This window comes from Nocardioides sp. Root240 (assembly GCF_001428825.1).
Classification (GTDB): Bacteria; Actinomycetota; Actinomycetes; order Propionibacteriales; family Nocardioidaceae; genus Nocardioides.
The window spans coordinates 6,407-28,064 of the sequence record NZ_LMIT01000012.1; the positions used below are offsets into that span (position 1 = coordinate 6,407).

A 21,658-nucleotide genomic window follows, 5' to 3' on the forward strand; every position below is an offset into this window, starting at 1 on the left:
ACTGACCCGCCACTCCCACCGAGCGAAGACACATCTCGGCTACGAGGTCCACCAGCTCGGACCCGACCGCTGGATCTGGCGCACCCCCNNNNGGTGAGGGCACCCGGTCGATCACGCAGGTCGAGTACCACACCCTGCGCATCGAGCTCGGCGGCAAGTACGTCCTCACCTCCTGACGCGCCGGGAGCCGCCTCTCAGCACCCCTTCAGGCCCATCGGCCATGATGGGGGCGTGTCCGGTACCGCTGCCCCCGCCCGCATCCTCGTCGTCGACGACGACCGTGCGGTCCGGGAGTCGCTACGGCGCTCCCTCGCCTTCAACGGCTACGACGTCCACCTGGCTGCTGACGGGGCCGAGGCCCTGGCGGGGATCGGTGCCATCGCGCCCGACGTGGTCGTGATGGACGTGATGATGCCCAAGCTCGACGGGCTCGAGGCCACGCGTGCGCTGCGCGCGGCGGGCAATGACGTGCCCGTGATCGTGCTGACCGCGCGCGACGCGGTCGGCGACCGGGTCGAGGGGCTCGACGCGGGCGCCGACGACTACCTCACCAAGCCGTTCGCGCTGGAGGAGCTGCTGGCACGCCTGCGGGCGCTGCTGCGCCGGGTGATCCCGGCCGAGGACGGCGGCGAGGAGGAGGTGCTCTCCTTCGCCGACCTCACCATGAACGTCACCACCCGCGAGGTGGTCCGCGGGACGCGCCACATCGAGCTGACCCGCACCGAGTTCACGCTGCTGGAGATGTTCCTGCGCCGGCCGCGCCGGGTGCTCGACCGGAGCTTCATCCTCGAGGAGGTCTGGGGCTACGACTTCCCCACGACCGCCAACTCCCTGGAGGTCTACGTCGGCTACCTCCGCCGCAAGACCGAGGCCGACGACGAGCCGCGACTGATCCACACGGTCCGCGGCATCGGGTACGTCCTGCGCGCGACCGAGTCGTGAGGGCGTCGTGACCGCGTCGCTCCCGTGGCCGGGGAGCGACGGCCGCTGGCACTACCGGCGTTCGCTCGCGAGCCGGGTCATCTGGCTGACCACGATGGCGGTCGGCATGTCGGTGGCGCTGGTCGCGGTCGGCGCCTACATCACGGCCCGCGTGCAGATGCAGGACACCCTCGACAACGCCCTGGTCGACCGGGCCGAGCAGGCCGCCCGCTCCGACACCCTCATCAACGCCGGCTCCCAGGGCATCCCGTCGTGGGCGCTGGGTGCGGGCGAGATGCGCATCGCCTTCCTCGACTACGAGGGCACGCCCGCGATCCTCGACCGTGGCCCGACCATCGACTTCGGCAGGCCGGAGCTGCAGGTCGCGCAGGGCAAGGAGAAGCGCAGCCTGCGCACCATCGCGATCGCGGGCGAGAGGTACCGCGTCGTCGCCGTCCCCACGCAGCGCGACGGCATCGCCCTCGTCATCGCCCAGCCCCTCGAGGACCAGGACCGCACCCTCGCCCGGCTCGGGTGGGTCACCGTCGCGTTCGGCGCGTTCGGCGTGCTCGCGGCGGGGCTCGCGGGGTGGACGGTGGCGACCAACGGCCTGCGTCCGGTACGACGCCTGACCGCCTCGGTCGAGGAGATCGCCCGTACCGAGGACTTCACCCCCCTGCCCGTCGAGGGCGACGACGAGATCGCGCGCCTGGCGACGGCGTTCAACCACATGCTGCTCGCGCTCGACGCGAGCCGGACCCGCCAGCGCCAGCTGGTCGCCGACGCGAGCCACGAGCTGCGCACGCCGCTCACCGCGTTGCGCACCAACGTCGAGCTGCTGACGATGAGCGCCCGCGGCGACGCGGCGGCGAGCCTGCCGGCCGACGCGCGCGACGAGCTGCTCGACGACGTCCAGGCGCAGATCCAGGAGCTCACCCAGCTGATCGGCGACCTGACCTCGCTCGCGCGCGACGAGCCGATCCGCGTCCAGGTCGAGCCGGTCGACCTCGCCGACGTCGTCGACCACGCCGTCCAGCGGGTACGCCGGCGCGCGCCCGGTCTCACGTTCGAGGTCTTCACGCGGCCGTGGTGGGTGATCGGCGAGGATGCGGAGCTGGAGCGGGCGGTGACCAACCTGCTCGACAACGCGGCGAAGTGGAGCCCGGAGGGAGGCCTGGTGACGGTGCGACTCAGCGACGGCGTGCTCACGGTCGACGACCAGGGACCCGGCATCGCCGCGTCCGACCGGACCCGGATCTTCGACCGTTTCTGGCGCTCACCCGACGCCCGCACCATGCCCGGCTCCGGGTTGGGCCTGGCGATCGTGCGCCAGGTCGCGGAGCGTCACTCCGGCTCCGTCCACGCCACCGAGAACGCCAGTGGCGGCGCGCGGCTGGTGCTGCGCCTGCCCGGACGGGAGAACACCCCTCATACCTGACCTCCGGCGCCTCCACCGTCTGGCGCCCGTGCTCGTCGTACCCGCCCTCGCTGCGTCGCTCGCGGCGTGCGGTGACGACGACGTCGCCGCCAGGCCCGAGCTGCCGACCGAGACGCCCACCCTGTGGAACCCGTGCGACGCGCTCGACGCGACGTTCGTGAAGAAGCAGCTCGACGTCGCGACGACCGAGGAGGACGGCACCGCGACGGCACCGCAGTGCCGGTTCGTGCCGAAGAAGAAGGGCGACGCGGCGCTGGAGCTGAACTACCAGCAGTTCCCCGGCACGCTCGACGAGTTCTGGGAGCAGATGGGCGAGGCCGACGACGCCGACGTCCGCACACCGACGATCGCGGGCGCGGACGCCGCTCGGATCGTGGTGTCGGCGGAGAAGGACCAGCTCTACGTCACGGGGTTCGTCCAGAACGGCTTCCTGTTCGAGGTCGTCAACCTCGTCGACCCGGCGCCGTACGACGCCGCGCTCGCGGTGCGCGGCGTGGAGGCCACGCTGACGGCGCTGTCCGCGCACGCCGAGAAGAGCCGGGCGGGCCGCCAGAGCGCCTCGCCGATGCCCTGATCCCTATCCCTGGTCGGCCTGGGGACTGACCGCGGCCAGCAGGCGGGCGGCCTTCCAGCCCGTCTCGGCGTACTCCTCCACGACGTCGCTCGCCACCGTGATCCCGCCGCCGGTGCCGAGCAGGTAGTCGTCGCCGGCCGTCACGAGCGTCCGGATCACGACGCCGAGGTCGGCGCGGCCGTCGCCCGACACCCAGCCGAAGGCGCCGCTGTAGGCCCCCCGCGGCGTCCCCTCGACCTCCTCGATGATCTCCATGGTGCGCAGCTTGGGCGCCCCCGTCATCGAGCCCGCGGGGAAGAGCGCCTTGAGTGCCCCGACCGTGCTCACGTCGTCGCGCAAGCGGCCGCGGACCGTCGACACCAGCTGGTGGACCGACGCGTAGGACTCGACCTCCATCAGCACCGGCACCTCGACGCTGCCCGCCTCGCACACCATCGCGAGGTCGTTGCGGAGCAGGTCGACGATCATCAGGTTCTCGGCACGGAACTTCGGGTCGCCGGCCAGGTGCGCCCGCGCCTCCTCGTCCTCCTCGGGCGTGGTGCCCCTCGGCGTGGTGCCCTTGATCGGCTTGGTCTCGAGCGTCCGGTCCTCGGTGACCAGCGCGTACCGCTCCGGCGACGAGCTCAGCAGCCAGGCGCGCGCGCCCGGGACGTCGTGCTGGAGGAAGCCGGCGTACGGGGCGGGGTTGACCGAGCGGAGGCGGAGGTACGCCGCCGCGGGGCTCAGCGCGCTCGGCGTCCGCGTGCGGTAGGTCAGGTTGACCTCGTAGGAGTTGCCCGCGTGCAGGTGCTCCTGGACGGTTGAGAAGGCGGCCGCGTAGTCGGGCGGCAGGGTGTCGGAATCCCCGCCTGAGCGGGGATTCCTGCGGTTGTTGACGGTTGCAACGGGCAACAACCGCGAGGAAAGGTCAACAACCTGGTGCTCGTATTCGCGGATGTTCGAGGGCCGCAGCCACACGGCGTCGGGCAGGTCGGGGTCCGGTTCGGCGGGCAGGTCCGGGCGGGCGGCGTACCCGAAGTAGCCGAACCACTGGTCAGTCGGCCGTCCCGCCGCGAGCTCGGCCTCGAGCACGGTGAAGGGGTCGTCGCCGACGACGGTGGACCGGCCGCCCGCGTGCCGGGTCACCTCGCGCGTGCGGGCGTCGTAGCTGAGGGAGACGTCGTCCTCGTCGAGCCAGCCGAGGAGGGAGCGCCGCCGTGACCAGTCGCGGGCGCCGCCGCCGTCGAGCCACACGCAGCGGTCGTGCCGCGCCTGGAGGCGGGCGAACGCCTCGACAGGGTCGCCCTGGGTCACCATCCGGTCAGCGTCCCACGTCCAGGAAGTTCGCGACCAGCCGTGCGCCGTGCCGGGAGAGCACCGACTCGGGGTGGAACTGCACGCCCTCGAGCGGCAGCTCCCTGTGGCGCACACCCATCACGGTGCCGTCGGCCGCCCACGCGGTCGCCTCGAGCTCGTCGGGCAGGCGTACGGCGGCGAGCGAGTGGTAGCGCACCGCCTCCAACGGGGTGGGTACGCCGGCGAAGACCCCCCGCCCGTCGTGGGTCACCGTCTCGACCGTGCCGTGCGCCGGCGCGACCCGGTCGACCTCGCCGCCGTACGCGACGACGAGAGCCTGCATCCCCAGGCACACCCCGAGCACCGGCCGGCCGGTGTCGAACGACCAGGTGTACTCGTCGGGATGGCCCGGGCCGGGCGAGAGCACGACGTGGGAGTACGCCGCCAGGTCCACCGGGTCGTCCCACTGGACCACCGCCGGCAGGACGCCGGTGACCTCGGCGACGAGGTGGACGAGGTTCCAGGTGTAGGAGTCGTGGTGGTCGACGACGACCACGTCGGGCCTCGTCACAGCTCGACCGCCAGGACGCCGCGGCGCAGGGCCGCGACCACACCGGGCGCCGGGGCGACGTACACCTCGGGGAGGTCGCGCTCGCCCAGCGCTGGGTCGACCGGCCACGCCAGCCGCTCCTCACCGAGCGAGAACTCCGCCGCCACCCCCGGCTTGTTGCCCCGTGGGTCCTGTCGGTGCCAGCTCCCGTCGAGGTGCACAGCGACCAGTCCGTGCACCACGAACCCGCCGGCGGTGCCGTCGTCGGTCAGCCACTGGTAGCAGAGCCCGGTCGGCACGCCGCCGGCCCGCAGCACCGCCGTCAGCAGGTGCGCCTTCGCGTAGCACCAGCCCACGCCGTCCTCGAGGACGTCGGTCGCCGACACCGCGAAGCGCGGGTCCCCCGCATCGCCGGCGTGCGCGATCTCGTCGCGGACCCAGGCGAAGGCGGCGCGGGCGAAGGCCTCATCGTCACCCGCGGCGCCGCGCAACCGCTCGGCGAGCGCGACGACCTCCGCCGCCGTCGACTCGACGACGTCGTCCGCGCCGAGGTAGTCGGCGGGAGTCCGGGCGATCAGGTCCATCGCTGGTCCTAGAGCAGGACGTCGGACACCAGGTCGTGGACGATCCCGAACCCGTGCTCGGTGAGGATCGACTCGGCGTGGAACTGCACGCCGCGGAAGTGTGGTCCCGCGACGGCGTTGACGTCGCCGGTCTCGGCGTCGGCGTCCACCGTCACGCCGTCGGGCAGCTCCAGCTCGGGCGAGACCCGGCCCACGAAGGTGTTGTAGAAGCCCACCCGCTCCGGCCGTCCGCCGAGCAGCACCGTCGCCTGGGTGCCCTGGAAGACGATGTCCTTGTAGGCGAGCGGGATGCCGAGGGTGTGGCACAGCGCCTGGTGGCCCAGGCAGATCGCGAGGAAGGGCTTCTCGTTCGCGAGCAGCCACGTGACGGCGGCGCGGAGCTTGCCCATCTTCGGGTCGGCGTCGTCGCGGGGGTCGCCGGGGCCGGGGCCGACGATGACCAGGTCGAAGCCGTCGAGTGCGCCGTCGACGTAGTCCTCGTGGCGCACCACCGAGCTGCTGACGCCCATGCGGGTCAGCATGTGGCGCAGCATGTTCACGAAGTCGTCCTCGCCGTCGAGGATGACGGCGCTCTTGCCGATCAGGCGCGGGTCGACCGGCGTGCCCGCCTGGTCGGCGAGCCAGAAGCCGGACAGCCGGTTGTTGCGGCTGTTGAGGGCGATCAGCACCTCCTCGTCGGCGACGAGGGTGGCGATGTCGGTGGTCGGCACGGGGGCGGGGTCGACCAACCCGAAGGCGGACAGGATGCCGCCGGCCTTGGCGTGGGTCTCCGCGACCTCGTACGCCGGCACCGAGTCGCGCACGAGCGTGGCACCCGCGGTCACCTTCAGCTCGCCGGCGGGCGAGACGTCGGCGGTGCGGAGCACGATCGGGCTGTCGAGGACGGGCTCGCCCTCCTCGTCGCGGCCGAAGAGCGCGAGGGCGGAGGCGTAGTAGCCGCGGCCCTCCGGCTCGTACTGCTTGATCAGCCGACACGCGTTCTCGACCGGCGAGCCGGTGACGGTGGCGGCGTACATCGTGTCCCGCAGCACCTCGCGGACGTCGCGCGACGTACGGCCGGCGAGAAGGTACTCGGTGTGGATCAGGTGCGTCATCGGCTTGAGGAACGGCCCGAGCACCTGGCCGCCCTCCGTGCAGATGTCGCACATCATCTTGAGCTCCTCGTCGACGACCATGAAGAGCTCGTAGATCTCCTTCTCGTCCTTGAGGAACGCACGCATCCGCGCCTCCGTGCTGCGCGTCTCGCCGGCCGGCGGGCGCAGGTGGAAGGTGCCGGAGATCGGGTTCATCCGTACGTCGCCGCCGTGGACCGACACGTGTCGCTCGGGGCTCGCGCCGATCAGGAAGCGGTCGCCGGTCCAGAAGACGAAGGTCCAGTACGCACCGCGCTCGCGCTCCAGGAGCCGGCGGAAGACGGTGAGGGCCACGTCCGGCCCGAAGTCGGCGACGACCGCGCGGTAGTTGCGGCCGATGACGAGGTTTGCGCCCTCGCCCTGGCCGATCTCCTCGCTGATGATCTGCTCGACGAGCTTGCCGTAGTCCTCGTCGTCGGTCTCGAAGCCACCGCGGTCGGTGAACTCGACCGGCACCGGGTCGATCGCCTCGACCACGTCGGCGACCGTGAACTCGTGCTCGGTGGTGACGTCGACGACGACGAGCGGCGTACCGTCGTCGTGGGCCTCGAAGCCACGCTCGGAGACCTGCCGGAAGGGCACCGCGACCAGCCGGTCGCAGATGTGCCCCGGCTCCGGGACCCCGGTCTCGATGGGGATGTCCATGATCGACTCGACGATCGACCGCGTCCCGCCGAGGACGCCGACCGTGTCACGGTCGCCGGCCCGCGTGGAGCGCCGGATGATCGCCCAGGCCTCGTGCCCCTGGACGGCCGTGATGGCTTCCCGGGCAGTGAGGGTGGCGCTGGGCTGATCAGGCATGGACGAAGCCTATGCGGGGCGCCGGGGCGGCCGACGGGGAGTTTCGCCCTGCGGTTGGTACGACGAGCCGGGTCAGGGGATCCGGACGACGGTGGCGGGCACCGGCACGCCCTGCATGGTGCCCCGCACCGGGACCAACCGGACGTACCAGGTCCCTCGCGGGAGGGTCCGGTGGATCCGGCCCACCCCAGCGCTGAACCAGGTCTTTCCCCGCAGGCGCGTGCCGTTCGGGCGCGTGATGAGGACCCGGACACTGGCGAGCTTCACCTCGGCCAGGGACGCCGACCAGTCGACGGTCAGCCGCTGGCCGGACCTCCGCACCCGAGGCGCCACGCCCGGCTGCCAGCTCCGGACCCGGTAGAGCGACGGCGGCTGCGGGAGGTACCCGCCGCGGTGGAACGCCTCGGCGAACCGCTGGGCGAGCAGCGTCTGCCCGGTGGCGTTGGGGTGCAGCCCGTCGGAGGTCATCTGAGCGGTCTGCCACCGCGGCGACGTACCGCTGCGGTTCTTGGCGAGCAGGACCCGCGGGTCGGCGCCGTAGCGCACCGCGAGCTCCTTGTTGGCCAGCACGGTCTGGGCCTCCACCGCGGCGTCGGCCGGGAAGGACGGCAGCTCCGCGAGGACCACGCGGGCCGTCGCGGCGTGCTGCCAGACCCGCGCCAGCAAGGTCTCGGTCTCGGCCACCACGCCGACGGCCGTGTCGCCATGCGCCAGGTCGTTGATGCCGATCTCGACGACGACCACCTGGGGCGCGTAGGTCTCCATCAGGTCGTCGATGCGGGCAAGGTGGTAGTTGACCGTGGAACCACCCCTGGCGGCGTGGTCGCGGTCGAAGTACAGCCCGGGCTTCTCGTAGCGGGCGTTCGGGCCGAGGTACGGCAGCCTGTCCGGTCCGACGAAGTCGATCGGCACTCCCTGCCGCCGGGTCTCGCGCCAGAACCAGTAGCGCCAGGTCGAGTCACCGGCGAAGCCGTGCGAGATCGAGTCGCCGACGACCAGCACCTTGAGCGGGACGGACGGGTCGGGCTCGTCGGCCGCGGCCGTCGACGTCGGCGAGGTCAGCAGGACGCCGAGGGTCAGCACGACGAGCAGCGCTCCCGCGAGGGCGCCGCGGGCCCCAGCCCGCGTGCGCGCACGAAAAGACCCGACTCGTCCCACAGCGATCGTCCCCCACACCAGGTCCCCACAGACCTGTCCCGAAACCAAAGAAGAAACGGCCCCCACGGCCGAGCCGTCACGGTATCCGGGAGGAGGCCCTCACGTCCGGGAAACGAGAGACTTCACCAAAGTCACACGCCGAGCGCGAGGAAGGCGGCCGCGGTGCCGGCGGCGACCGGATCCCCGGCGGTGCTGCGTCGTACCTCGTGCAGGGCGGTGGCCGGGTCGTCCCCCCGCGCGAGCGCGGCGTGCAGCTCGACCATCAGGTCCGCGGTCGCGGCGTCGTTGACCTCCGCGACACTGCTCACCAGGCCGGCCGTCCCGAGCGAGAACAGCGCCGCCGCCAGCCCGAGCAGCTCCTCCGCCCCGACCGGCGCGAGCACCCCGGACTCGCAGGCCGACAGCACCACGCGGTACGGCGCCCGCCGTACCCGCTCGAGGTCGTGGACCGTCAGCGGCCCGTCCGCGAGGTCGAGCGCGGAGAACAGCGGGCTGTCGGCGCGGAAGTGGCCGTGCGCGGCGAGATGGACCAGGTCGGCGCCGTCGAGCTGCCCGAGCACGTTGTCGAGGGTGGCGTCGGGGCCGGCGAGCAGCGTCGCGTCGGGGTGGCTGGACGCGAGCAGCGGCACCTCGGCGCCGCCCGTCGCGAGGCCCGGACCACTGATCAGCAGGGTCTGCCTGCTCCGCGGGCGGGGCGTGGCGCGGGCGCGGAGCCACTGCCCCGCCGACGGTACGACGCTGAACGGCCGGTCCCCCAGCACCGGCAGCAGCGCCCAGGCCAACCCGTGCAGGCGTGCCGTCGGCGCGAGGGTGACGGGTCCGTCGGGGAGCAGCCGGGCCGCGTCACCGAGGATCGCCTGCTGGAGCTGGGTTCCGAGGGCGGAGCTGTCGATGGCCCGGCCGCGGGAGGCCCGGCGCAGCAGCATCGCCGCGGGACCGAGCAGGGCGGCGATCTCCTCGGTCGCGCCGGCCACCTGGCGTCGTACCTTGCCGGCGTGGACGACCAGCACGTGCAAGGTCCCGTCGACGTCGACCAGCTCCACCAGGCACCCGTCGCCGACCTCGGCCACGATCTCCTCGACGCTCGGCGGCTTCTGCTGCTCGGCGGTCGTCGCCGACAGCGTGTGGCTCTCCGCCCGCACCGCCCGCTCCAGGCGCAACCTCTCCCGCTCGAGGGTGTCCGTCGGCTCCCCCTCCTGACGGGCCTCGGCCAGCCGTCTGCCGTTGTCCCTCAGCGCGGCGAGGGAGGCGGGGATGGTCGCGGCGTCGCTGGTCGCCGGGGGCTGGGCGAGCGCGGTGGCGCGGGTGCGCTCGCTCCACCTGAGCAGGGTGCGCGGCTCGGTGGCGGCGTGGCGCAGCGCGATGGTCGTCAGGTCGCGGCCGTGGGTGGTGGCGAGGGCGCGGAGCTCGGAGGAGCCGATCAGGCGGCGGTGCTCGTCGATGGCGTCGAGTCCGGCAGCCGCGGCGCGCAGGACGCCGCCGCGGTTGCGCTGCTCCTCGTGGGCGAGGGACTGGGCGTGCCAGGCGGCCGCTCGGACGAGGGGGTTCGGGTGGGTGCGGTAGGAGGCGGCCTCGTTCCAGGACCGTTCCTGCTCCTGGCCTCGACCGAGGCGGCCCGCCACGGTCAGCGCAACCGGAGCCTCGTGGGCCCGCTCGCCATGCAAGACGTCGGCGACCGCCCGTGCCTCGGCTGCCAAGCGACCGACCTGGCCCATGGCCTCACGTGCCCGGACACGCGTCAGGCGAGCACGGACCTCGAACCAAGGGCGCTGTTGTCGCCGGAACAGCCGCACGGACTCGTCAGCGGCTCGGACGGCGCCTGAAGGGTCACCAGCGGCAAGGCGCGCGTCAGCAAGGGACGCAAGGAACTCGGCCTTCTCCAGTGGAGCCATCTCCTCGCCGAAGGCCTCCATGAGTCGAACCGCATCTGCCGCCAGGCCGGCAGCAAGGTACGCCTCCCCGTAGCGCGCCACGACCTCCGGGCCCACCGGTCGATCAGCTTCGACGTGAGCCTCGAGTGTCACCGCGAAACGCCGGAGGGCGTCGGCGTGATCCCCTCGAGCCAGTGCGATCTCTGCGAGGTTGCTCAAGATCGACACACGGTCCGCCGAGGCGCCACTGTCCTCGAGAATCCGCATGGCCTCCAACACGTGGAACTCCGCCTCGTCGACCCGTCCGAGGTCGAGCTCCACGTAGCCCAGCCAGAGGCGGGTCCTGGCCTCCCAGGCCCGGTTGCCGACGGCCTGCATCTCTCCGAGCACGCGGTTCAGCACGGGCACGGCCGCCGATCGCTGGCCCACCATGCTCTGTACGGCGGCGAGCCTCATCCCGACCTTCGCAGCCAGCTCACCGGTCGCTCCCTCCAGCGCCCGCTCGAGCACACGCAGCGCCTGTTGGGACCGGCCAGCCACGACGAGGGTGGTCCCGAGCGTCGCCGCGACATCGCGCTCGCGATCCGTGTCGGCAGTACGCCGTGCGTTCCTGAGCGCCCTGCGGAGCACCGTCAGCGCGGCGTCGGGCTGACCTGCGTCCCGCAGCACGATGCCGAGACACTGGCCGGCGAACGACAGCGTGCGATCGTCCGTGGTGGACGCCAGCAGCTCCTCTGCCTGCCGCTTGGCCGCCGTCGGGTCGTCCAACGCCAGATCGAGCAGATCCTGCATGGCGACCTCGGATGCGATGTCGGGCTCGGAACGCCTTTACGGACGTCCGGGGACGGCACTACCGTAGCGCCGCCCGGTGCCGATCGGCCCGATCCCTCCCCCTCCCATGGAGCGGCCATGTCACAGCCCGATCGTTCGTCCCGATTCTCCATTGCAGCGTGGCTGCGAAAGCTGTCGTTCCCCTGGCGTCCCGTGCGTCCGACCGACACGACCACGGGTTCCGAGGCGCGCATCGCACGGGAGAAGCTCCGCGTGCAGGCCAAGGTCATCCGTGACGCCTTCGACGGTGCGGTCGCGGCGGCTGGGCGCGAGGACACGCCCGTCAAGGACGACGCCGATCTCCACTACCTGTACCGGCCCGGCCACGCCCTGGTGCGAGCTGATCGATTCGAGGACGTCCTGGACTTCTTCCGGCGCCGCGAGAACGACTTCCGCGGCGAACCCAAGCACGTCTCGTCGCCCGCACCCGGCCTGGTCCTGGTGGCGTTGCCCTCGAGGCGCGACGAGGCGGACGACGTCCTCACGACGTTGGCCGAGATCGACAAGTTCTTCGGGCGGCCGGAGGACTCCCGGAGCGCGCCCATCGCCTCGCCGGATCACGTTGTGTACGTGACCGGGACGAAACCCGGGCTGTGTCCGGCTGACGAGCCCTCGCCGCCGACGCCCCGCGCCGCCCAGCCCTGGCCACGACCGACCGCCACCCGCACACGGATTCGCGACGAGGACCGCGTCCGCGTCGCGGTCGTCGACACCGGCCTGTGGACCGGCGCCATCGGCAGCCCGAAGTCCCCTTGGCTCGAGAAGGGCGATGTGCTCGCCGATGCCGAGGACATCGAGGTCGTGGACCCGAACAAAATTCATCCCTACGCAGGCCACGGCACATTCGTCGCGGGCGTGGTCAGCTGCCTCGCCCCGGACACGCGCATCGAGGTCGAGGGCGTGCTCACGCACGGCGGCGCGGTCCTCGAGTCAGAGATCGTGGAGCAGCTGCACCAGGCCATCAACGACGACAACCACCCGCAGGTCATCAGCATCTCGGCAGGAACCCACACCCGCGGCGACTTCGCCTCCCTCGCCTTCGAGATGCTCGGGTCCGCCAACAAGCTCAGCGAACGCGACGACATCCTGATCGTGGCAGCGGCGGGCAACGACTCCAGCGACAAGCCGTTCTGGCCGGCGGCATTCGACTGGGTCGTGGGAGTGGGCTCCGTGGACCCGGACGGCAAGGTGTCGGACTTCTCCAACGTGGGCGAGAGCTGGGTGACCGTCTACGCGCGCGGCCGTGACCACGTCAACGCGTTCCCGAAGGGCACCTACACCTGCTACGAGCCGCCGAACGTCGGTCAGGTCCGGACGTTCGACGGCCTCGCCCGGTGGAGCGGCACCTCGTTCTCGACGCCGCTCGTGACGGGTCTGGTCGCCGCCCGAGTGCGCGAGACCGGCCAGTCCGTGCGGGACGCGTGGAAGGACGTGCTGGGTACCGCCACCAGCACGACCGACCCACGGGGTGGGCAGATCAAGGTCGTCGGCCCGCTCACCTGAGCGGTACGCCGAGCGCTCAGAGGTTCACCCACGGCGTGGTCAGCGACCACCCGCCCTGCTCGACGACGAACCGCACCGCGCCCGCACCCACGCCGGAGAACCGGAAGAAGCCGGCAGCGTCGACGCTGACGACCTCGTCGGCGGCGTCGGGCCGCTGCAGGGTCACCGTGGCCGAGTCGGCGGCCGCATCGGCGGAGCCGGACGCGACGACCTCGCCCAGGAGCTGGTCGCCGTCGACCTCGACCTCGAGGGTCAGGCCGCTGCGGCCGAAGGCGAGCGACCGCGGACCCGATGCCGAGGAACGTACGGCGGCACCGGCGTCGAGCGCGGAGTCGTGGAGCAGCTCGGCGAGCTCGTCGTCGACCGAGCGCCAGGTGAACGCCGCACGGGCGGCCTGGCGACGGCGCTCCGACACGGCGTCGGTCTCGACGACCGCCTCGCCGAGGAGCGCCATCAGCGCATCGTCATCGAGACCGTTCAGGTCGTCCCACTCACTCATGACCTCTCCCCTCCCACGAGATCCGGACCGAGCCCGCGCAGGGATCGGGTACGACGCAGCTGGTCGAGCGCACGGGCCCGGGTCGGGCCGATGCTGCCGACGGGAATGCCGAGGCGGCGGCTGATCTCCTCGTAGCCCACGGGCGGGTCCTCGAGGAGGAGCAGGAGCAGCTCGCGGCGGCCGGCCGGCAGCTCGTCGAGCGCCTCGCGCAGCAGCTGGCGGCGCTCGGCAGCGAGCAGGTCGGCCTCGGCGACGTCGTCCTCGACCGCGTCCAGGCCACCGGCAGCGCCGTCCTCCTGGGGGTCGACGGGGCGGACCCGGCCGCGGGCGGCCAGCAGACGCAGGCACTCGTTGCGGGTCGTCGTACGGATCCAGCCGGGGAGGGCATCGGCCTCCCGGAGGTTGCCGAGGTGCTCCACGAGCCGCAGCCACACCGTCTGGCTGACGTCGTCCCCGTCCGCCTCCGAGAGTCGGTGTCCGCGAACGATCGCGCACACCAGGGGGAGGAAACGATCGACGATCGCGTCCCACGCATGCTGGTCTCCTTCCCGCGCCGCGGGGACGAGCATCGACAGCGGTTCTGGCACAGGTGAATCGTCCCGTACTTCGGACCCGCGAGCCAGTACCGCTGATACGTCAGGATTTCTTCGACGAATCGTGTATCAGCCCGGGTCCCCGGGTGCTCCTCCTTCCGTCAAGCCGAAGCGGTGAACCACCCACCGCGAGCTCCCCGGAAGGAAGATCGTCATGACCTGGAACGAGACCCACGAACGCACCCGCATCATCCGCGAGGTCGAGGCCGCTGCCGCCGCCGACATGAGCGGCGCCCTCCCCTGGCGGGAGGAGTGGAGCCAGTACTTCGCCACGCCGGCGGTGCTGGTCGAGGCGCTGCGCGCCCGCTGGAACCACATGTGCGAGGCCCAGTTGGACACCCGCGCCAACGAGGACGAGGTGCGGGCGGCCTACACCCGGCTGCGTCGTACCCACGCCGGTGTGCTGGCGATCATCGCCCAGGCCGACGCCGGCGTGGAGCTGACCGCGCGCCTCGTCGCGCCGATCCCGACGGCCGTCTCGCACGCCCGCCGGCGGCTGTTCCAGTTCCACGGCGGCCCCGTGCTGCCGTCCTGACCGACACCGACACCGACGAGGACCGAGGTACGACGACCATGCTCGAACTGACGTACATCGCCGCCACGAGCCGGCTGGAACGGCTCGGCATCCAGGAGCGGCAGGTGCTCCAGCTGATCGCGCACGGGCAGTCCGAGACGGCGATCGGGCGCCAGCTCGGGCTGGGACCGGACGCGACCGCCGAGCTCTGCGACCGGGTCTTCGACAAGCTCGGCCTCACGCCGACGGCGTACATCAGTCGACGTGTGCTCGCGGTGCTCACGTTGCGCCAGGCCCCCTCCCGGGCCCGGGACGCGGCGCACTGACACCGCGCTCCCCGCGTTCTCGGGCCAGTGGGGGCCTGACGACGCAGTGAGGGGTGGTCCGCTCCGGGGCGGGCCACCCCTCACCTCTTCGACGTCACCCGTGGGTGCGTTCCTCGCTGCGGACGGTGACCTTCTTCAGCAGCCGGTTGAGCGTCGCCAGCTCGCGCTCGGTGAGCGCGTCGGCGAGGTCGTTCTCGGCCTCGCCGCGGATGTCCATCGCGCGGCGCCAGACCTCGATGCCGGCCTTCGTCACCTCGACGATCACGCGGCGCCGGTCGTCGACGGAGGGGATCCGGCGGATCCAGCCGGCCTTCTCCAGGCCGTCCAGCCGTCCGGTCATCCCGGCCCCGGACACGTCCAGCTCGCCGGCCAGCTCGGTCGGCGAGGCGGAGCCGGGGGTGTCGCGGATCATCAGCACGTGCAGGGTGTCGTACTCGAAGTCGGTCAGCCCGACCTCGGCCACCGCCCGCTGCTTGGCCTGGCGCAGGTACCGGTCGATCCGGCCCACCCGGACGAACGCCGCCTCGACCTGGTCGTCGAAGGCGATGTCCAGCCAGTGGTCCCGCCACCGCGCGACGTGACGGTCGGTCCAGTCCTCGGGCATGGCGTCAGGCTAGCGAGAACCACTTCGTCAGCGAATACTTAGTTGTCGAATACTTAGCCAGCGAACTATTCTCTCCCGCATGTCCACCCCGAGCCCGCTCGTCTCCCGCGACTTCCGCTGCCTCGTCGCGGGCATCTCCGTGAGCGGCCTCGGTTCGGCGATGACCCCCGTGGCGCTGGCGTTCGCGGTCCTCCACCTCGGTGGATCGGCCACCCAGCTCGGCCTCGTCGTCGCGGCCTTCTCGCTCGCGGAGGTCGTCACGATCCTGTACGGCGGCGTGCTCGGCGACCGCCTGCCCCGCCAGCTCCTGATGCAGGGCTCGTCGGCCGCGACCTGCGTCAGCCAGGGCATCTGCGCCGCCGTGCTGGTCACGGACCACGGATCGATCGCCTTCCTCACCGCGATCGGGGTCCTCAACGGCTGCCTCGGCGCGCTGGCCCAGCCCGCATCCAACGCGATGACCCGGTTCACCGTGACCGAGGCGCAGCTCCCGCGCGCGGTCGTGGTGCGCAGCCTGGCCAACCAGACGTCGTACGCCGTCGGGTTCGCGCTCGCCGGCATCATCGTCGCCACCGCCGGCCCCGGCTGGGCGATCGCCGTCGACGCGGTGACCTACGGCGTGGCGGCCGCGTTCTTCGCGCTGATCCGGGCGGAGGCGCCGACCACCGCGAGCGGCGAGCGACTGCTGACCGACCTCGCCGACGGCGCGCGCGAGGTGCTGCGCCACACCTGGCTGTGGCTGCTGATCGGGCAGGCGCTGCTCTACCACCTGTGCTTCGGCGGCGCCCAGGGCGTGCTCGGCCCGATCGTCGTCGGCGACTCCTGGGGCGAGGAGGCGTGGGGCTGGGCGATGGCCGCACTGATGGCCGGCTTCGTGCTCGGCGGCCTGGTGGCGCTGCGCTGGCGTCCGGCCCACCTGTTGCGCTGGGGCGTCGTCCTGCTGTCGCTGACCGCGGCCTTCCCGCTCGCCATGGCCCTGGCCGACCAGCTGTGGCTGGTGCTCGCCGGCGCCGTGGTCCACGGCGTCGGGCTGCAGCTGTTCAGCGTGAGCTGGGACCTCGCGATCCAGGAGAACGTCGCTGAGGACAAGCTCTCCCGCGTCTACGCCTTCGACCTGGTCGGCTCGTTCGTCTGCCGGCCGCTCGGCCTGGCGCTGACCGGACCGGTCGCCGGCGTGATCGGCACGGACCGCTGGCTGGTCATCGTCGCTGCCGTGATGGGCGTCAGCTCGATCGCCGCGCTGGCCGCGCCGTCGGTACGCCGGCTGACGCGTCAGCCGGCGCCCGAGCTCGCGCTCACCTGAGCCTGGAACGCCTCGGGACCAGGATCGGCGCACCCCGCTCGCCGACCTCCATGTCCAGGACGACCTGGTGGCTCGCGTCGCCGAGGATCGCGGACTGGTTGGCGATCAGCAGCCGGGTGCCGAGGAAGGTCGCGTTGGACGGGCTGTCGAAGGCGACGGCGGAGCCGGCGGCGTCGTACCTCGCGAGGACCTTGCCGGCGGGACTGAGCTTGACGACCTTGTTGGTGCCGAGCAGCGCGACGTAGATGTTGCCGCTGCGGGCGACGCCGAAGCCGTCGGGGAGGTCGAGGGCGCTCGAGGTCCACACCGTGCGCAGCGTCCCGGGACGGCCGTCGGCGCGCAGCGGCGCGCGGTAGAGGTGGCCGCGGCCGAGGTCGAGCGGGTTGGTGGTCGTCTGCTGGGTGATCAGGAACGACCGGCGCGACGGCTCGTAGACGATCCCGGTCGTGCCGAACGAGATCCCCGCCAGCTTCGGCGAGCGGAGCCAGACACGCGGCGTGCCGCCGGCCGCCGGGATCCGCCAGACGACGTCCTGGCCGTAGTCGGTCAGGAACAGCGCGCCGCCGGGGCCCCACGCGGCGTAGTTCGGGATCGGGTGCCCGCCACCGGGCAGGTCCGGGATCGTCGCCTGGACGACGAAGCGACCGGTGCGGACGTCGAGCGTCAGCACGCGGGCGCGCGACTTCTCCAGCAGCACCAGCCGACCGCGCGCGTCGGACGCGGCGACCTGGACGCCGTGCGGCCTGGCGAGGTCCTGGCCGGGGACGGTCCAGGAGCGGAGCAGCGTGCCGCCGGCCGTGTACTCGAACACGCGCGAGCGCATCCGGTCGCCGGTGGGGTTGGTGTAGGTGCCGGCGTAGACGCGACCGTTGGGCGCGACGTGGACGTAGGCCGGGAACCCCGGCGCCTGCACCTTCGCGAACACACGCGTGGCTCCGACCGGGCGGACAGCAGCATCGGCGGGGACCAGCCCCAGCACCGCCACCAGCGAGGCGAGGACGAGGAGCGTCGTACGACGGATCACAGCCGCTCCAGCACCTCGACCGCCGCGCGCTCGCCCGAGCGGACGGCGCCGTCCATGTAGCCGGTCCAGTACGTCGACGTCTCGGTGCCCGCCCAGTGCACGCGCCCGAACGGCCGCCGGATCTGGCGTCCGTACGTCGCCATCACGCCCGGCGGGTAGATCGCGACCGGGCCGCCGCGGGTCCAGCGCTCGTGGGTCCAGTCGTGCTCGGTGTACTCGATCGGGCGCAGCGCCTTGTCGCCGAACATCGCGGCGAAGCCCTGGAGCACGGCCGTGCGACGCTCGGTGCGCGACAGGCTGCCGTACTGGCGCCAGGTCGAGCCGCCGACGAACGCCAGCAGGATGCCGTGACCAGTGTTGCGCACGCCGTTGTCGAAGGCGACGCGCACGGCGCCGTGGTCGGAGAGGCCGAAGCCCGTGAGCCCGTCCTCGCGCCAGAACGGCTTGTCGTAGACGGCGTCGCACTTCATCAGGCGGCCCATCTGCACCTTCGTCAGGAGGGTACGACGGGCGGCCGGCATCCCCGGCGAGAAGTCGATGCCGAGGACCTGCTTCGGCGGCGCGGCCACGACGACGCGGCGCGCGGAGACCCGCCCGCGGGTGGTGTGCACCAGCGCGCGCCCGGAGACGTGCTCGATCTTCGTGACGGCGGCACCGAGCGCGACCCGGTCACCGAGCTTGCGCGCCAGCAGGAGGGGAACCCGCTGCGAGCCACCCACGAAGCGGCTCTCCTGGGCGCCGTTGACGACGTCGGAGTTGCGGGCGAAGGTGCCGACATTCCGCTCGTTGCCCGAGCAGGCGATGTAGTGCAGGACGTAGAGCAGCGAGAGCTGGTCGGGGTCGGCGCCGAACCCGGGCTGCGTCCAGGCCTTGATGAGGTTGTCGATGCCCCTGCTGTTGAGCGTGTTCCTGTCGATCCACTGCCGCAGCGTCATCGCATCCCACTCGGCCGCCTTCGGATGGGCCCAGGGTGCGTCGACCGGGACCTCGGCGGCGAGCTTGTCGAGCTGCGCCAGTGCCAGCGCCGCGTCGAGCAGGATCAGCGGGTCCGGCGGCACGGTGCCGGTGAACTCCTGGCGGCCGAGCAGCGGGTTCGACGAGACGTAGACGTTCTTGCCGGCGACGTACTCCTTGAAGGTGCCGACCCCCAGCCGGTCGGCGAGCGCCTTGATGTGGGTCTGCGTCGGGCCGATGAAGGCGCCGCCGGACTCGATCGTGCCGCCGGTGCGCAGGGTGTGGTTGAGCACCCGGCCGCCGACGCGGGTGCGGGCCTCGACGACGAGCACGGAGCGGCCGCGACGGGCGATCCGCTCGGCGGTGACCAGGCCGGCGATGCCGCCGCCGACCACGACGACGTCGACCTTGCGCGGGAGCGGGCCGCGGAGCGTGGCGGCGGTGACCTCCGCCTCGAGCGCCTCGGTGGCGAGGGCGCCGACGGCGACCGCGCCGCCGGCGAACAGCCCGCGTCGGCCGAGGGTGAGGGCCTCGGAGGAGAGCATCGGAACACCTTTCACCGGGTGAAGAAAGTGAATCTGTGTCAGTTTCTGGTTTGGGAGGCTACACTGCAGCCATGACTTCCGCCAGCGTCGAGGGCACAACGACCGAGGTCTCCTCGGGTGCTGTCGGCCCCAGCCGCCGTCGCCTGCCGACCCAGGCCCGGTCGCGCGAGCGCGTGGAGCGGATCCTCGACGCGGCCGCCCAGCTCGTCGTCGCCGACGGCGTCGAGGGCCTGACCACCCGGTCGATCGCCGAGACCGCCGGCCTCCCGGTCGCCTCGCTCTACCAGTACTTCGCCGACAAGGAGGCCGTGCTCCTCGCCCTCTGCGAGCGGGACATGGCCGAGATGGACGACCAGGTCGCCCTCGACCTCGCGGCCGTCGCCGAGTCCGGCGAGCTCACGATGGCGAGCCTGGTCGAGACGTCGATGAGAGCGTTCGTCAAGGTCTACCACCGCCGTCCGGCCTTCATGCAGATCTGGATGCGCGGGCGCACCAACAGCGCCGTCTACGACTACGGCCGCCACCACAACAAGCGGATCGCCGAGAACCTCCTCGCCTTCGCGGCCGACCTCGGTCTCGTCGACCAGGGCGACCACACCGACGCGGAGCTGCTCGCGATGGGCGAGCTCGCCGTCGAGCTCGGCGACCGTGCGTTCCAGCTGGCCTTCGAGCGCGACCCGCAGGGCGACGACTTCCTCATCGACGAGGCGATCGACCTCGTCACCGGCTACCTCAGCAAGGTGACCGCCGACCCGGGGCCTCGGTGACCGACGTGGCCGACCTCCGTGCGGAGGTCGCCGGCGCCTCGCGCCGGCTCGCCGACGCCGGCCTGCTCGTCGGCACCGCCGGCAATGTGAGCGCTCGCACCGGCGACCTGGTCGCCCTGACCGGCACGGGCGTGGTGCTCGGCACCTGCACCCCCGACGACGTCACCGTGGTGTCGCTGTCCGGCACCGTCGTCGAGGGACGCCTCGCCCCGACGTCCGAGCTGTCCCTCCACCTCGGGGTGTACGCCGACTCGAGCCCCGATCAGCTGGCCGCCGTCGTGCACACCCACGCTCCCTTCGCCACCGCGGTCGCCTGCGTGCTCGACGAGCTGCCGGTGCTGCACTACCAGCAGCTCGCCCTCGGCGGGGAGGTCCGGGTGGCGTCGTACGCCACCTTCGGGACCGACGACCTCGCCGGCCACGTCCGCGCGGCACTGGCCGGTCGGAGCGCCGCGCTGATGGCCAACCACGGCTCGATCGCCGTCGGGGCCACGCTCGACAAGGCCGTCGAGAACGCGCTGCTGCTCGAGTGGCTGTGCCAGCTCCACCACCGCGCGAGCGCCCTCGGCACCCCGCGGGTGCTGACCGCCGAGCAGCAGGCCGACGTCATCCGGGTCGCCATCGAGCGCGACTACGGATCCCCGAAGGAGATCTGACATGTCCATGTCCGTCGCCGCCGTCGGCGTGCACGTCCTCGACACCCACGTCCTCGGCATCGAGTCGATCCCCGAGGGCTCCGACGGCCAGCTCGTCGAGACCATCCGGATGTCGCCCGCCGGGACCGCCGGCGGCACCGCCGTGGTGCTGGCCCGGCTGGGCGCGACCGTCCGCTCGTACGGCGCCGTCGGCACCGACCCCGTCGGCGACACCCTGCTCTCCCTGCTCACCCGGGAGGGCGTCGACGTCGGCGGGCTGGTCCGCAAGCCCGACTCCCAGACGTCGGCCTCCGTGCTGCCGGTGCGGTCCAACGGCGACCGGCCCGCCTGGCACTGCATCGGCGCGAACGGCGCCTTCACCCTCGACGACCTGCCGACCGACCTGCTCGACGGGATCACCCACCTGCACCTCGGCGGGCCGGAGTTCCTCGGCGGCGAGGCCGCGGGCGAGCTGCTGGCGCGGGCCCGCGCCGCGGGCGTGACCACGTCGGTCGACGTACTGGCCCCGGGCGATCCCGACATGCTCGCCTGGATCGCGGGCGCCCTCCCCCACACCGACTACCTGCTCCCCAACGACGAGCAGGTGCTCGGCTTCACCGGCGCCGCGTCACTGGCCGAGGGTGCCGTGGCACTGCTCGAGCACGGTGTCGGCTGCGTCGCCGTCACGCAGGGCGCGAAGGGCGCGCTCGTCGCGACCACGTCCGGCGTCGTGGAGGTGCCGGCCTTCCCGATCGAGGTCGTCGACACGACCGGCTGCGGCGACGCCTTCTCGGCCGGCTTCCTGCGCGGGCTCTCGCTCGGGCGTACGCCGGCCGAGGCCGCCCGCCTCGGGTGCGCGACCGCTGCGCAGGTGGCCCAGGGGCTCGGCACCGATGCGGGCTCCTACGACCTCGACGTCGTCACCGACCTCGCTGCACTTCGATAGTCCCTGGCCAAAGCACCGTTTTCCGGCTCGCCTGACACATCCGTGGGTCAGGTAGGTACTGGTTCCTTCAAGGCTGCGGTGTCGTGGGCGGTGGGGTTCTCAAGCGGCAGCGACGAGCAGGCTGGGTGGGTGGCTGGGTCCGCCGGTCGGGTGGCGGTCCGGCGGTGCGCGGTCGACCCCCTCGAGTGGGCACATACCGCAGGTTTTCGGCCGATTTTTCTGCGGTTTGTGCCCACTCGAGGGGGCCATCCGCGCGCAACAGACCATCACCCACTGGGCGGCCGCGTCAGCGGCGGCGCGGACGAAGTC

General features: G+C 72.3%; 21 protein-coding genes and 1 pseudogene. 10 read left to right on the top strand and 12 right to left on the bottom strand.

The features are described 5' to 3' along the window. Positions 1–231 precede the first annotated feature (231 nt). From ASE20_RS16435 to ASE20_RS16445, 3 genes are read left to right on the top strand one after another with little or no spacing between them, the layout of a single operon-like run. Positions 232–942, top strand: a complete 711-nt coding sequence (locus ASE20_RS16435) for a response regulator transcription factor (RefSeq protein WP_056895668.1) — start codon at positions 232–234, stop codon at positions 940–942. Between the two features lie 7 nt (positions 943–949). After that, positions 950–2,359 carry a sensor histidine kinase gene (locus tag ASE20_RS16440; protein WP_056895669.1) on the top strand — a complete coding sequence of 470 codons (1,410 nt, stop codon included), beginning with the start codon at positions 950–952 and terminating at the stop codon, positions 2,357–2,359. Between the two features lie 28 nt (positions 2,360–2,387). Next, entirely contained in the window at positions 2,388–2,933 is a 546-nt protein-coding gene (locus ASE20_RS16445; RefSeq protein WP_056895670.1) for a hypothetical protein, read from the top strand. Positions 2,934–2,936: 3 nt separating this feature from the next. Here ASE20_RS16445 and ASE20_RS16450 read toward each other — a convergent pair whose 3' ends face one another. The 7 genes and pseudogenes from ASE20_RS16450 to ASE20_RS26060 all read right to left on the bottom strand — a co-directional run. Beyond that, positions 2,937–4,229 (bottom strand): anthranilate synthase component I family protein, encoded by a 1,293-nt coding sequence (locus ASE20_RS16450; protein WP_056895671.1) that lies wholly within the window; start codon positions 4,227–4,229, stop codon positions 2,937–2,939. Between the two features lie 4 nt (positions 4,230–4,233). Continuing rightward, positions 4,234–4,764 carry an anthranilate synthase component II gene (locus tag ASE20_RS16455; RefSeq protein WP_225869123.1) on the bottom strand — a complete coding sequence of 177 codons (531 nt, stop codon included), beginning with the start codon at positions 4,762–4,764 and terminating at the stop codon, positions 4,234–4,236. 11 nt (positions 4,765–4,775) lie between these two features. Continuing rightward, positions 4,776–5,342 carry a transglutaminase-like domain-containing protein gene (locus ASE20_RS16460; protein ID WP_056895673.1) on the bottom strand — a complete coding sequence of 189 codons (567 nt, stop codon included), beginning with the start codon at positions 5,340–5,342 and terminating at the stop codon, positions 4,776–4,778. Positions 5,343–5,350: 8 nt separating this feature from the next. Further along, positions 5,351–7,276 (bottom strand): anthranilate synthase family protein, encoded by a 1,926-nt coding sequence (locus tag ASE20_RS16465; protein ID WP_082612500.1) that lies wholly within the window; start codon positions 7,274–7,276, stop codon positions 5,351–5,353. Between the two features lie 72 nt (positions 7,277–7,348). Beyond that, positions 7,349–8,434, bottom strand: coding sequence for an SGNH/GDSL hydrolase family protein (locus tag ASE20_RS16470; protein ID WP_162261021.1), 1,086 nt, complete (start codon positions 8,432–8,434; stop codon positions 7,349–7,351). A gap of 131 nt (positions 8,435–8,565) precedes the next feature. Further along, positions 8,566–10,131, bottom strand: coding sequence for a CHAT domain-containing protein (locus tag ASE20_RS25610; protein WP_225869156.1), 1,566 nt, complete (start codon positions 10,129–10,131; stop codon positions 8,566–8,568). Positions 10,132–10,506: 375 nt separating this feature from the next. Then, positions 10,507–11,097 (bottom strand): annotated as a pseudogene (locus tag ASE20_RS26060) (tetratricopeptide repeat protein); the annotation flags it as partial. Positions 11,098–11,214: 117 nt separating this feature from the next. Between ASE20_RS26060 and ASE20_RS16480 the strand changes: the two are divergent. Continuing rightward, positions 11,215–12,639, top strand: coding sequence for a S8/S53 family peptidase (locus ASE20_RS16480; RefSeq protein ID WP_082612502.1), 1,425 nt, complete (start codon positions 11,215–11,217; stop codon positions 12,637–12,639). A gap of 16 nt (positions 12,640–12,655) precedes the next feature. Here the strand turns inward: ASE20_RS16480 and ASE20_RS16485 are convergent, their stop codons facing one another. Together ASE20_RS16485 and ASE20_RS16490 are read right to left on the bottom strand one after the other, a co-directional pair. Then, the gene (locus ASE20_RS16485) at positions 12,656–13,138 is read right to left on the bottom strand and encodes a hypothetical protein (protein ID WP_056895677.1); all 483 of its coding nucleotides are present in this window, start codon (positions 13,136–13,138) and stop codon (positions 12,656–12,658) included. Beyond that, positions 13,135–13,725: an RNA polymerase sigma factor gene (locus tag ASE20_RS16490; RefSeq protein WP_200952848.1), complete on the bottom strand. Its 591-nt coding sequence runs from the start codon at positions 13,723–13,725 to the stop codon at positions 13,135–13,137. The genes ASE20_RS16485 and ASE20_RS16490 overlap by 4 nt, the downstream gene beginning before the upstream one ends. Positions 13,726–13,885: 160 nt before the next feature. On the opposite strand from ASE20_RS16490, the gene ASE20_RS16495 reads away from it, so the two are divergent. After that, on the top strand, positions 13,886–14,266 hold the full coding sequence (locus ASE20_RS16495; RefSeq protein ID WP_056895679.1) for a hypothetical protein: 381 nt from the start codon (positions 13,886–13,888) through the stop codon (positions 14,264–14,266). A gap of 38 nt (positions 14,267–14,304) precedes the next feature. After that, the gene (locus ASE20_RS16500; RefSeq protein WP_056895680.1) at positions 14,305–14,571 is read left to right on the top strand and encodes a hypothetical protein; all 267 of its coding nucleotides are present in this window, start codon (positions 14,305–14,307) and stop codon (positions 14,569–14,571) included. Between the two features lie 94 nt (positions 14,572–14,665). Here ASE20_RS16500 and ASE20_RS16505 read toward each other — a convergent pair whose 3' ends face one another. Beyond that, a complete protein-coding gene (locus ASE20_RS16505) occupies positions 14,666–15,175 on the bottom strand; it encodes a MarR family winged helix-turn-helix transcriptional regulator (protein WP_056895681.1) in 510 nt (169 codons plus the stop codon). Between the two features lie 79 nt (positions 15,176–15,254). Here ASE20_RS16505 and ASE20_RS16510 point away from each other — a divergent pair, with 79 nt between their 5' ends. After that, the gene (locus tag ASE20_RS16510) at positions 15,255–16,478 is read left to right on the top strand and encodes an MFS transporter (RefSeq protein ID WP_056895682.1); all 1,224 of its coding nucleotides are present in this window, start codon (positions 15,255–15,257) and stop codon (positions 16,476–16,478) included. Here the strand turns inward: ASE20_RS16510 and ASE20_RS16515 are convergent. Continuing rightward, a complete protein-coding gene (locus ASE20_RS16515; protein WP_056895683.1) occupies positions 16,471–17,502 on the bottom strand; it encodes an SMP-30/gluconolactonase/LRE family protein in 1,032 nt (343 codons plus the stop codon). The two genes, ASE20_RS16510 and ASE20_RS16515, sit on opposite strands and share 8 nt — an antisense overlap. After that, the gene (locus tag ASE20_RS16520) at positions 17,499–19,001 is read right to left on the bottom strand and encodes a flavin monoamine oxidase family protein (protein ID WP_056895684.1); all 1,503 of its coding nucleotides are present in this window, start codon (positions 18,999–19,001) and stop codon (positions 17,499–17,501) included. The genes ASE20_RS16515 and ASE20_RS16520 overlap by 4 nt, the downstream gene beginning before the upstream one ends. A gap of 71 nt (positions 19,002–19,072) precedes the next feature. Here ASE20_RS16520 and ASE20_RS16525 point away from each other — a divergent pair, with 71 nt between their 5' ends. The 3 genes from ASE20_RS16525 to ASE20_RS16535 are packed head-to-tail and all read left to right on the top strand — an operon-like array spanning position 19,073 to position 21,349. Continuing rightward, complete coding sequence (locus tag ASE20_RS16525; RefSeq protein ID WP_056895685.1) at positions 19,073–19,768, top strand: TetR/AcrR family transcriptional regulator; 696 nt, start codon at positions 19,073–19,075, stop codon at positions 19,766–19,768. A gap of 5 nt (positions 19,769–19,773) precedes the next feature. Further along, positions 19,774–20,424: a class II aldolase/adducin family protein gene (locus ASE20_RS16530; RefSeq protein WP_056895840.1), complete on the top strand. Its 651-nt coding sequence runs from the start codon at positions 19,774–19,776 to the stop codon at positions 20,422–20,424. A 1-nt stretch (position 20,425) separates the two neighbouring features. After that, complete coding sequence (locus tag ASE20_RS16535) at positions 20,426–21,349, top strand: carbohydrate kinase family protein (RefSeq protein WP_056895686.1); 924 nt, start codon at positions 20,426–20,428, stop codon at positions 21,347–21,349. The last annotated feature ends 309 nt before the right edge of the window (positions 21,350–21,658 follow it).